This is a genomic window from Dyadobacter luteus (assembly GCF_003383615.1).
In the GTDB taxonomy this organism is placed as follows: domain Bacteria; phylum Bacteroidota; class Bacteroidia; order Cytophagales; family Spirosomataceae; genus Dyadobacter; species Dyadobacter luteus.
In genome coordinates this window covers 266276-278238 of the sequence record NZ_QNUL01000005.1, presented here as the reverse complement: position 1 = coordinate 278238, position 11963 = coordinate 266276, and the positions used below count along the sequence as shown (strand labels likewise).

The 11963-nt window shown below is 41.5% G+C and carries 7 protein-coding genes and 2 tRNA genes; 4 read left to right on the top strand and 5 right to left on the bottom strand.

All coding sequences use genetic code 11. The annotated features are described in order from the left end of the window. Window positions 1-2 precede the first annotated feature (2 nt). Window positions 3-392 (bottom strand): HIT family protein, encoded by a 390-nt coding sequence (locus tag DSL64_RS09565; RefSeq protein WP_115830518.1) that lies wholly within the window; start codon window positions 390-392, stop codon window positions 3-5. Between the two features lie 126 nt (window positions 393-518). Between DSL64_RS09565 and DSL64_RS09560 the strand changes: the two genes are divergently transcribed. Next, window positions 519-1229: a 3-keto-disaccharide hydrolase gene (locus tag DSL64_RS09560; RefSeq protein WP_115830517.1), complete on the top strand. Its 711-nt coding sequence runs from the start codon at window positions 519-521 to the stop codon at window positions 1227-1229. Here DSL64_RS09560 and DSL64_RS09555 read toward each other — a convergent pair. Next, a complete protein-coding gene (locus DSL64_RS09555; protein WP_115830516.1) occupies window positions 1224-5174 on the bottom strand; it encodes an AAA domain-containing protein in 3951 nt (1316 codons plus the stop codon). The two genes, DSL64_RS09560 and DSL64_RS09555, sit on opposite strands and share 6 nt — an antisense overlap. Before the next feature lie 24 nt (window positions 5175-5198). After that, the gene (locus DSL64_RS09550) at window positions 5199-6269 is read right to left on the bottom strand and encodes a TerC/Alx family metal homeostasis membrane protein (RefSeq protein ID WP_115830515.1); all 1071 of its coding nucleotides are present in this window, start codon (window positions 6267-6269) and stop codon (window positions 5199-5201) included. 382 nt (window positions 6270-6651) lie between these two features. Here DSL64_RS09550 and DSL64_RS09545 point away from each other — a divergent pair. The 3 genes from DSL64_RS09545 to DSL64_RS09535 all read left to right on the top strand — a co-directional run bounded on the left by DSL64_RS09545 (window position 6652) and on the right by DSL64_RS09535 (window position 10021). Continuing rightward, window positions 6652-6724 (top strand) — tRNA-Gly (locus tag DSL64_RS09545). A 65-nt stretch (window positions 6725-6789) separates the two neighbouring features. Then, window positions 6790-6878, top strand: a tRNA-Leu gene (locus DSL64_RS09540). Between the two features lie 194 nt (window positions 6879-7072). Then, window positions 7073-10021, top strand: a complete 2949-nt coding sequence (locus DSL64_RS09535; protein WP_115830514.1) for a DEAD/DEAH box helicase — start codon at window positions 7073-7075, stop codon at window positions 10019-10021. A 58-nt stretch (window positions 10022-10079) separates the two neighbouring features. Here DSL64_RS09535 and DSL64_RS09530 read toward each other — a convergent pair whose 3' ends face one another. Beyond that, window positions 10080-11375, bottom strand: a complete 1296-nt coding sequence (locus DSL64_RS09530; protein ID WP_115830595.1) for an adenylosuccinate synthase — start codon at window positions 11373-11375, stop codon at window positions 10080-10082. 81 nt (window positions 11376-11456) lie between these two features. Further along, the gene (locus DSL64_RS09525) at window positions 11457-11960 is read right to left on the bottom strand and encodes a Fur family transcriptional regulator (protein ID WP_115830513.1); all 504 of its coding nucleotides are present in this window, start codon (window positions 11958-11960) and stop codon (window positions 11457-11459) included. Window positions 11961-11963 lie beyond the last annotated feature (3 nt).

The window sequence follows — 11963 nt, the reverse complement described above, 5'->3', positions numbered from 1 at the left end:
GATTACATGTTACTCCGGATTTTTTCGGCAAGCTCCGCAAGTTCTTCCTGAGTAATTTCTATTTTTTTTGTAAAATCAGCATCTGCCATACTATTCAGAGGTAGCAGGTGAACATGTGCATGCGGTACTTCCAAACCGATTACACTCACTCCTACCCGCTTACAAGGAACTGTCTTTTCCAAAGCAGGAACAATACTTCTTGCAAAAAGTAAAAGCCTTATGTATAAACTCTCATCCAGATCGAATATATAATCGACCTCTACCTTAGGAATGACCAGCACATGCCCTTTGGTGATAGGAAATGCATCCAGAAAAGCGAGAAACTCTTCCGTTTCCGCTACTTTAAAACTTGGAATTTCGCCACTCACGATCTTTGAGAATATTGATGCCATTGCTAATCTAATCAGGTTTGAACTTTACAGTGATAACTCAGGATAAAACTTCACTTTTATCAAAAATAAGTAGTTTGATGCATAAAAGTAATTAATATTGTGCTCTAAACTTTTAACAAAAGACTTATGAATTTTACAAAATGGCAGACAATCGGTAAGGCTGCCCTTATTGCGTTGTTCGCAATTTCAGTAGGCAACACAGAAGTACAGGCTCAGAAAAAAGGGAAATGGGTGACCCTCTTTGATGGCAAAAGCTTTAACGGATGGCATAGCTGGCAGCAGGACAAGGTACTTCCTCAATGGAAAATTGAAGACGGTGCAATGGTTCTTGCTGAGAAAGGCGGAAAAGACCTTGTTACCGATAAGGAATACGGTGATTTCGAGCTTGAACTGGAATGGAAAATCTCTGAAAAAGGAAACAGCGGAATTATCTATCACGTAATTGAAGACAAGAAGTACTGCTGCCCTTATTCAACTGGCCCTGAAATTCAGGTTCTTGATGATGAAAAACATCCTGATGCAAAAGCCGGAAAAGCAGGAAACCACAAATCGGGATCTTTGTACGACATCCTTCCTCCAAACGACTTCTCGGTTGTAAAACCTGCAGGAGAGTGGAACAAAGCGAAGGTAATCATCAAAGGCGGCAAAGGCGAAAGCTGGCTGAATGGCAAAAAAGTAGTTGAATTTCCTACGCAGGGAGCTGCATGGGATGAGCTGGTTGCTAACAGCAAGTTCAAAACCTGGGATGGTTTCGGTGCTTTCCAAAAAGGTAAAATTGCATTACAAGATCACGGCGATAAGGTTTCTTACCGCAATATCAGAATTAAAGAACTATAAAATCTGGTCAGGATTTTTGGCCCAGTAATCGCGGCTGTAGACCCGTTTGAAAGGCCAGTGTTTTTTTCTTAACAGAAGAGGCAGATAAGCGTGAGGTTCCTTTGACGATTCAGAACGGTGATACAACTCATCGTCCGTCAGAACCAATCCCTTGTATGCCTCTTCTTCTTTTACCGTGATGTCGGCAAAAGGTAATTCTCTAACGAAAGAAGAATTCATTTTTAACAATTTACTCTTCAGCAGCCATTCTGACCGGATACCATCTGTAGCATACGGCGACGGTTTATAACTCCCTTCCGACACTTCCATAGCATATTGCATATAAGATTTCAGAAGCCCTGGTCCTGCATGTGCGGCAGCATCAGTATTGAGTTGAGATGGCAATACACTGGTAACGAAATAAACTTTTTCTCTGGCTCTGGTTACTGCTACATTCAATCGATTTTCTCCTCCCTGCATATTAAGAGAACCAAACTGCATACTCAGTTTTCCTTTCTCATCCGGCGCATATCCCATAGAAAAGATGATGATATCCCGTTCATCTCCCTGAACATTCTCAATATTTTTCACAAACAGACTATCAATTGTGACACCTGCCCTTTCCACCGCCTCCTGAATAGCTTGTTGCTGAAAAAAATTAAATGTAACCACGCCAATAGTTTTCTGTTTCCCGGCAAGTTCAAGCAGCAATTCTACCACCCTATCCGCTTCAACCAGATTTGCATTATTTTTCCAAACACCTTCCACTTTTTCATATCTGATACCAGGCTCCGCTTTTTTCAAATTCTCAAAGTCGGGAAGCAGACGCAGACTATTTTTATAGAAATGATGGTTTGAGAAATCAATCAGATCAAGTGAAAGGCTCCGATAATGTCCTGAAAGCTGATACTGCTCCAAGGACTGAGCGCCCAGATCGAGTAACGACTCCACTTCCGTAGCAGGCTCATACTCTTCCTCTTCACCTTTTTCTTCGTATCTGACTTTGTATAAATCACTTGGAGAAAGTTGTTTACTATCTCCGGCAATTACGATCTGTTTGCCCCTGAATGCAGCCGGCAATCCATATTCAGCATAACATTGAGAAGCTTCATCGAAAATGACCAGGTCAAATAATTTATTTTCTAACGGGAAGATGGCAGAAACGCTTTCAGGAGAAGCCATCCAGCAGGGAACCAAAGAAAAAATCTCATCCCTATGCTGTTCTATTAATCTCCGTATTGGCCAGATCTTTCTCTTTTTTGTAACCTGATGCGCCAGCTCGCGATAGGTTACCCTATTCCCCAACCTGTTTTTCTCAATTCCCTGATAAGTATATTCTCTTAACCTGATGGCGGTAATCTGACTACTTAATTCCTGTTTACCAATAATACTTTGTTGAATCTGCTCCTCCCACTCTGACATTCTGAGGGATGATACCGCCCTGAGCTGCGGATATTTGGTTTCTATATGGCCAATCCAGGATAAACCCAAACTGTTTTCAAAATAAGAAACAATTTCGTCCGTCATAACTATCCCCTTCTTCGCAGATTCTGATAGTAGCAACTGACTTACCTGCTGCTCCGCTAGGGTCATTTCAGCCCACAGCGTGTCCATATCTACCAGCAAATCAAAATCCGATGCTAATGATTCAGATAACCTGTTTCCATAACTTTCAGGCTCAGTATATAGGTTTTCGATTTGGGTATTCAGGAGATACACCTGCATCGCTGTTTCCATCTTATTCCAGGTTTTGAACCAGTGGATCAACCTATCTAACTTTTCAGCATAATTTCCCCAAACATCACAGGAGACTGTCATGGCAAAAAGTATTGGTGCCCAATTCTGATAACTGGCTCTTCCGGCAGCATCTGCAGCGGCTTCAGCTTGTTGAAAAAAGTTTAGAAAATCATTTTCTCTTCTATCAACAGGATTGAAATATTGATCATTCAACTGAACTTCATCTCTGACTAACCACCCCTCAACCTGGATTCGATTCTGTATTTTCACATCCAGCTTCACCAAATCTTCAACAGAAACAGACAGTCCATTTAAGGTTGTAACTTCCTGAATCCACTCTTTTTGTTTTCCGAAAAAACTCCACCACAAGCCGGTTACAGAAGATTTTTTTGCTTCAATTACCTTTCTGATTTCCATTCTGAACGTATCGAGTTGATCTTTCCGCAAAGACATCTCAATACCCTCATCCTGGATAAACCCTTCCAGAGAATCCGTTACCTGACGGATAAAAGAAAGGCGTGCAAATGCATTCAAATCTGACTGCAGATACGATTTAAAAAGGCCGTATGCTACTTCACTATCAATCAGATTTCTGATATCATGCAACCTTTCAACTATTTCATTTCGGTCAGCAATAAATCTTAAATTGAACGACTCGTGTGTAATTTGCTCAAAAGCAGTTGTCTGACGGTGGAAGGCTTCCGGCCAGTCGGAAAGCATTTTGGTAATTGTTTGTAATTCTATAGATCCAAACCCCGCGAAACTCTTCCGATCATACCATATATGATCTTTGCCGATTCGCTGATGATACCTGGTAAAAGATCTCAGTTTCCTTTTATAATCTTCGACAGAATCCTGACGGAAGAGTTTATAAAATTCCAGCAGATCAACATGCGGTTGAGAAGGGTCAGTTGTAAGATAAAGCTCCTTCACAGATACACCGCACTCCTTCTCGTCAAACAGTGCCTCCCGAAATGAATCCAGATCCGCGAGGATCTTATCTATCTGCCGACTCTCCCTGTCGAACTGTCTTTCTGGAAATACGGCATCAAGACTATAATTTTGTTGTCTATACGCATCGACCTGCGCTATCTGTTCAGAAATCTGTTGATACAACTGTGGACGATCATTCTTAAAGTCGTGGATCAGAGCAGTAAACTTGCCCATTCCAATATCAGAAAGCCGTTTGTAGACGACATCCAGTGCTGCCCGCTTCTGGCATACGAGTAAAACACGCTTACCCCTTGCTGCGAAATCAGCCATCAGATTACAAATGAGCTGAGATTTTCCACTTCCCGGAGGACCCTGTACGACAACAGAATTGCCAGCCTTAACGGATAAAATAATCTTTTCCTGAGATGAATCCAGATCGAACGGAGTGAAGATACCCTCTTCCCTTATTCTCTCGGGTTGGAAGTAATCAGCATTGTCAGCCGATAACAGAGGGATTTCTGCGTCAGCTCTCAACGCCAGCAACCGTTCATAGTCAGGAACCAGATAAGAACCCGACTGCGGAAAAATACCGAGTACTGCTTCAGCAAAAAGCTTAATTTCTCCATTCAACTCAGATTGCTGCAATTCAGCTCCCTTTTTTGCATCAAATGGTATTAACTTATCGGTAAAAAGATCCGGATTGAAATTAATCCTGAAAGGCGTTTGCTTTAGCCATTCATAAAGTTGAGTACGAAATTCAAGAAAATCCGATGAAAAATCTTCGAACGATTTCTCCAGTACTTCATCTGTGAGTACTACCTCGTTGAAATGTGCATAAGCAAGCGCAAAGCTGCGGTTAAGTATAACTTCTGCTTCCTCTCTTTTGAAAATACACCACTCCTCCCGATCTGTTTTGAGAGTTACAGGAAAGAATAGCAAAGGTGCATGAATAGGAGTTCCGTCGCTCAGCTTACCTTTTACAAACGGGTATCCAAGGTAAAGATCCTGAGAACCTCGTTCTTCAAGAATAAACGCATTGGTTCTCGAAATCTTCCGGAGCTTTTTACTTACTTCGTTCACACGCTCCATGCGAGGATCCTGAACGTCGCATAAAGGAATACGCTTTGCTCCCTGAATCATCTGTACCACAACATCCAAAGCTGGCTTTCCCAGGAGAAAATCCAGCTCAGAGATATCAAGGAACTGCTCCGAAGGCAATCGGGGCAATAAAAGAGATTTGTTTCGTGTACTGAGGTTTGTAAGACGTTTTAGATACGCTTTGAGAATCCTGTTCATGATCACTAAAACGAATCCTGTATACTAAGTATTTGAAGGCAATGCTTCGGTTTCTTTCTTTTCAGGGAAAATAACCGATGCCAGGATACTAACTGCCAAAATACCTAGAATCACGTACAGAGAATAAACTGTTTTGAAGCCCAGCTCATCCAAATACACGTGAGCCAGCATTTTACCTCCTATAAACACCAGCAGAACTCCAAGACCATATTTCAGGAATCGGAACAGACCCATGATATTGCTCAGGAAGAAGAACATAGAACGCAATCCCATGATCGCGAATATATTGGAAAAGAACACTACGTACGGATCCTTGGTAACTGAGAAAACTGCCGGAACCGAATCAACTGCAAAAATAAGATCGGTAAACTCAACAATCAGAACTACAACAAACAACGGGGTGATTAACCATTTTCCTGCTTTTTTTACAAAAAAATGCTCGCGTACGTACCTTGGAAACACAGGAAAATATTTCGAAGTGAATTTCACAACCGGATGTTTAGCCGGATCAATCTTTTCATCTTCGCCGCCCTCAAAGAAGATTTTTCCACCCTGATAAACCAGCAACAGACCGAAGATATAAATGATCCATTCAAAACGCTGCATCAGTGCTGATCCCAGGAAGATGAAAATAAAGCGCATTACAATCGCACCAAGTACGCCCCAGAAAAGTACCTTTTTATAATATTTAGCACGAACCCCGAAAGACGAGAAGATCAGTATGATTACGAAGATATTATCAACAGAAAGTGCATATTCGAGCAAATACCCGGTAATGAATTCCAATGACATATTCTTCCGGTAAATTTCAAGGCTTTCCGCGAAGTCACCAGGTATAAGCTTTACATGCGGAGCGTATTTATCTCTTATTGTCTCCAGCTGAGCATAATTATCTACTCCGTGCACGAGATCACCATGCGTGTTGATGATCAGATAAAACACTAGTGCCAGCGCTATCCATGCTACCGTCCATCCGGCAGCTTCTCCAAATTTAACGACATGATCCTTTTTGTTGAAAACTCCCAGATCTAATAGGAGCATCACACTGATTGCAAGAATAAAGCCTCCGAAAAATAAAACTTCGTTGGAAAACATGAAGAACTTATGGTTTAAATTGATAACATCCCGAACAAAAAATAAGGGTGATTCTTTCTGCAAGTCTCGCCCCTTTTTCTAATGCTGCAAAGGTAATCAAAATATAGCGCCGTAAACTGAAATGGTATCTGCGGCATAAACTATAATTTGGACGGTCGCAGGATGATTTAATGTTTTACTCGATTTGAGACCATAATTTCCTTTATGCTGCTCGCCTCCGGGAAAAGTGCTGCTGCATCAAAAAAAATATTCACCCAAAACTCTATGATTTACAATTTGTTAATGCTTTTGAATAAAATTTACGGAAAAATAATTGCGCCCAACACTTGCATAGAAAGAATCGACTCCCTACATTTGCACCACGTTAATCAGAAACGGTAACGCGAAAGTAGCTCAGCTGGTAGAGCGCGACCTTGCCAAGGTCGAGGTCGCGGGTTCGAACCCCGTCTTTCGCTCAGAGTCAAAAGCACCCGAAACGGTGCTTTTTCTCTTAATGCCCATCACATTGTTCATGGCGCAGGCCGGGGTGGTGGAACTGGTAGACACGCAGGACTTAAAATCCTGTGAGCCGAAACGCTCGTACGGGTTCGATTCCCGTCCCCGGTACCACATCCCGTAAAAAGGCTTCATCGAAAGATGGAGCTTTTTTCAATTCTATCCAAAGCACTTTTGAAAGCGGAGCTCTACCTTTCAAATCCCCCGATTCTTTTCTATATTTGATATTTTGCCAGCCTCAATGGAACAAACAATTTTTCTGATTCTGTCTTTAAGCTACGTGCAAACCGTATGTCAACGTATATAGAATGAAAGTATCTCCTCAACAGCCGTTTAAGATTATCTATTCGATTCTGAATCATGAGTACCTTGGGTACATATTTGAATCGTTTGTTGTACAACTTGACCAGCACGGAGATTTCACCTATCAGATACAAAATATCTCTTCCAAAAATATAAATGAGTTTAGCAATGGTATTGATCAGACGGACATAGCACTGGTAAAACTGATTGACGAAATTCAACAGGATGTTATCCTTAAGAAATTCAACTCCAAGAGACTTAACACTGTCGATTTCTTTCTCAAAATTTATGATTCTCAGAAGGGGGATAAAACAACTCAGGATGCAATAGCACATTTTCTGGAAAGAGCGAAGGCAAAAATTCTGAGTAAGCTGGAAGGCAAAAGCCTGTTCATAATGGGGAGTGATGGTAACCCATTATGGAAGGAATTAGTTTGGGAGCCCGAAAAAGCGACCATTCGCTTTCATTTTGTACGGAATGAAGACAATACGCATTATTTTCCAACGATGCGTTTTAAGTTTGAGAAGCTTGATTTCCAATATAAGAACGCCATACTAATCTGTGAAGAACCTGCCTGGTTGCTCATTGACAACCAGTTATATCATTTTGAGGGGGATGTTGATGGCAAAAAAATCAAGCCGTTTCTTGCAAAAAAATTCATTGCAATTCCCGGTAATGTAGAAGAGCAGTACTATACAAAATTCGTAGCACCTCTGATTGCCTCCTACGACGTAGTTGCAAAGGGCTTTGAAATCAGAAAAATTACTTCCCCCCCACGTGCCATACTTACCATTTCAGACAGCGCGGTCAATTTCAAAAAATCTGAAACGTTAATTTTTGCCGGTCCTGACAACTCAGATATTGCAATAGAAGACAATGACGACGAAGTAATTCTTGATCTTTCATTTCAATATGGTGTTGGCAATTTTGCCTTCAGAACGCATGCAGAAGCAGCTCCATCAAGCGTATCTATGGAGAAAAAAGGGAGCGAATATTTATTCCATAAGGTAAAAAGAGATCTTAAAACGGAAAGTACACAGGCTCAGCTTATTAAAAGTTGGGGGCTTAATTTGCGCCATGGCAGCACGAGTATTTCCAAATCCGAAGCTTTCGGATGGCTCCAGACCTATTCGGAGCAGCTCAAAGAAAACAATATTGAACTGAAACAAAACACTTCCGATTCTAAACGTTATTTCCTGGGATACTCTTCTCTTGATATTTCGATTCAGGAAGGCAGGGATTGGTTTGATATTCATGCGCGCGTCCAGTTTGGAGAATTCGAAATACCTTTCCTTCAACTAAAAAATTATATACTCAACCAAAAGAAAGAATTCGTTTTACCCAATGGTGAAATTGCGGTTATTCCGGAATGGTGGTTTACCAAGTATTCTGAACTATTCTCATTCACCGAAAATCATCAGGGCGAACTTCGGTTGAAAATGCACCATCTGGCGCTTGTTCAGGAGTTACGGGAAGATAATCTGGCCAGTGCAGTGATCAGTCGGAAACTGGAAAATTTGCGTGATTTCAATCATATAGAGCCCACCGAATCACCGATACATTTCAAAGGTGAACTACGGCCTTATCAAAAATCGGGTTACGACTGGCTGCATTTCCTTAACCAATACCGATTCGGAGGGTGCCTTGCGGATGACATGGGGCTTGGAAAAACCGTTCAGACCCTGGCTTTCCTTCAATCCCAAAAAGAACAGGGGATTTCGGAACCTTCTATGCTGATTATGCCCACATCTCTGTTGTACAACTGGATGCTGGAAGCAAAGAAATTCACCCCCGATCTCAAAATTTTAACCTATACTGGTACATACAGAGAGAAAAATACCGAACAGTTCAGTAATTACGATCTGATTCTGACATCTTATGGCATAATCAGACTGGATATTGATTTCATCCAGTCATTCAGGTTCAATTATGTAATTCTGGATGAATCACAGGCCATTAAAAATCCGACATCGATTATTTCAAAAGCGGTAAAAAAGCTTAATGCTGCCAACAGACTTATTCTCACAGGCACACCGGTGGAAAACAGTACATTGGATTTATGGTCTCAAATGTCATTTATCAATCCAGGCTTACTTGGAACTCAATCTTTTTTCCGGGATGAATTTCAGATTCCGATCGAGAAAAAAAATGACACAGAAAAGAATAAGCGGCTCTATAACCTGATTAAACCATTCATACTGCGCCGGCTCAAATCCCAGGTAGCCACCGATCTTCCTGAAAAAGTGGAGAGTATTCAATACTGCAATATGAGTGAGGAGCAGGAGAAAACTTATGAAGAAGCCAAGGCCTATTACCGTAACCTTATTCTGGAAAGTATTGATACAGCAGGACTATCAAAGTCGCAGATGGTGGTGTTGCAGGGCCTGACCAAACTTCGACAACTGGCCAATCATCCGAAGATGGTCGATACAGCCTACAATGATGGCTCTGGCAAATTTGAAGATGTAATTCACAAAATCGAAACTGTATTGAGCGAAAAACATAAAATACTGATTTTCAGCCAGTACATTAAACACCTGGATTTATTCAGAGATCATTTAGACAAAAAGAAAATCCCGTATTCTTACCTCGATGGGTCTACAAAAGACAGACAAAGCCAGGTAGAAAGCTTCCAGCAGGAAGAGAATATCACCGTTTTCCTGATATCACTGAAGGCGGGTGGACTAGGTTTAAATCTGACTGCAGCGGATTATGTTTTCATTCTGGATCCATGGTGGAATCCTGCTATTGAGGCACAGGCTGTAGACCGGGCACATCGTATCGGGCAAAAAAGAACGGTATTCACTTATAAGTTCATTACTAAAAATACGGTGGAGGAGAAAATTCTGGCGTTGCAACAAACCAAAAAGCAGCTTGCCGACGACCTTATCTCTAGTGAAGATGGCTTTGTAAAATCTCTTAGCAAAGAAGATGTATTAAGCTTACTCTCATAAACGAAAAAATCCTGCCCTTCAACAGAGCAGGATTTTTTTCAATATTCTGATATCTGAATTAATTCAGTTCCGCAGAAATTTCGCGGCTGATCAGCGCTTCACGATCAGGACCAGTTGAAATAAATGTAATCGGCAGGTTCAGTTCAGCTTCAAGGAACTTCACATACTCAACCAATTGTGATGGAATGGCATCAAAGTCATAGATACCATCCAATGACTGTTGCCATCCTTCAAAATCGCGGTAAACAGGTGTTACATCCGCATCGCACAAGTCGTAAGGAAGCTGGTCGGTCAAAGTACCATCAGCCAGGCGATAATGCGTACATACACGGATTGTATCAAAAATAGTCAACACATCCACTTTCATCATGATCAATTGCGTTACACCATTGATCATGGCAGTGTATTTCAGTGCTGGAAGATCCAACCATCCACAACGACGGGGACGTCCTGTAGTTGCTCCGAATTCGCGACCTTCTTTTCTCATTTTTTCTCCTGTCTCTTCGAGAAGTTCTGTTGGGAAGGGGCCGCTTCCAACACGGGTGCAATAGGCTTTAAAAATACCAAATACCTCTCCTACCTGGCTTGGTGCAATACCAAGACCTGTGCAGGCACCAGCAGCCATTGTTGTTGAGCTGGTAACAAAAGGATACGAACCAAAATCAATATCAAGTAAAGAACCTTGCGCTCCTTCAGCCAAAACAGACTGAGAATTTTTTAGCGCATCGTTCACCAGGTATTCGCTATCTACAAGCGTAAACTGCTTCATGAACTCAATTGCAGTAAAGAAGTTCTCTTCAGACTGAGGCAATACTGATGCATAGTCGAACTGATAAAAGTCAAGAATTACCTTGTGTGCATCCACCAGTTTTTTATACTTGTCTGCAAAATTAGGAGATAACACATCCCCCACGCGCAGACCAAGTCTTGCAATTTTATCCTGATAAGTTGGGCCGATTCCTCTCAGAGTCGATCCGATTTTAGACTCACCTTTTGAACGCTCGTAAGCTGCATCCAACAGTGCATGAGTTGGTAAAATCAGTGATGCTTTTTTGGATACGAACAAATTGCTGAACAAGTCCAGATTATATTGTGCCAGATTTTCGATTTCGCGTTTGAAAACGATAGGATCCAATACGACACCGTTTCCAATGACATTCTGAATATCATTGCGAAAAATCCCCGAAGGAATCTGGTGCAAAACGTGCTTAATACCATCAAATTCAAGAGTGTGTCCCGCATTAGGACCTCCCTGAAAACGGGCTACAACATTATAACGCGGCGCAAGAACGTCCACAATTTTACCCTTACCCTCATCTCCCCACTGGAGACCAAGCAATACATCAACTTTCATCCAATAATTGATTACTAAAAAATAACTTTTTGTGTAAGATTTTTGCCGGCTCATGTATATGAGCCGGGCGAAACAATTGTATTAATCTCTTTCGTGTACAACAGCAGCCTCCTGCGGAGCCTCACTTCTGTTCTGGCAGTTCTCTTTCGTGCAACTTCCGTAAAAAATCAGCGAATGGTGCATTACACTGAAATTCAACATCTCGCCCACCATATTCTGAATGGATTGAATGCGAGGATCGCAAAACTCCATCACCTTATGACAATCTGTACAGATCAGGTGATCATGTTGCTTGTTTCCATAAGATTTTTCGAACTGCGCAAGGTTCTTGCCAAACTGATGTTTAGTGACAAGATCACAGTCTACGAGTACATCAAGAGTATTATAAACCGTAGCACGGCTTACCCTGTAGCGTTTATTTTTCATACTGATGTAAAGCTCATCTACATCAAAATGATCTTCTCTCGTATATATCTCTTCCAGTATCGCAAAGCGCTCAGGCGTTTTACGAAGACCTTTATTTTCCAGATAAGCCGTCAGGATTTTCTTTGCGGCTTCAAAATTCGGTTTGCTTGCTTGTGGCATATC

Coding starts and splice junctions, on each gene's coding strand:
- DSL64_RS09565 (WP_115830518.1), bottom strand. CDS start 392: ATGGCATCAATATTCTCAAAGATCGTGAGTGGCGAAATTCCAAGTTTT.
- DSL64_RS09555 (WP_115830516.1), bottom strand. CDS start 5,174: ATGAACAGGATTCTCAAAGCGTATCTAAAACGTCTTACAAACCTCAGT.
- DSL64_RS09530 (WP_115830595.1), bottom strand. CDS start 11,375: ATGAAAGTTGATGTATTGCTTGGTCTCCAGTGGGGAGATGAGGGTAAG.
- DSL64_RS09560 (WP_115830517.1), top strand. CDS start 519: ATGAATTTTACAAAATGGCAGACAATCGGTAAGGCTGCCCTTATTGCG.
- DSL64_RS09550 (WP_115830515.1), bottom strand. CDS start 6,269: ATGTTTTCCAACGAAGTTTTATTTTTCGGAGGCTTTATTCTTGCAATC.
- DSL64_RS09535 (WP_115830514.1), top strand. CDS start 7,073: ATGAAAGTATCTCCTCAACAGCCGTTTAAGATTATCTATTCGATTCTG.
- DSL64_RS09525 (WP_115830513.1), bottom strand. CDS start 11,960: ATGCCACAAGCAAGCAAACCGAATTTTGAAGCCGCAAAGAAAATCCTG.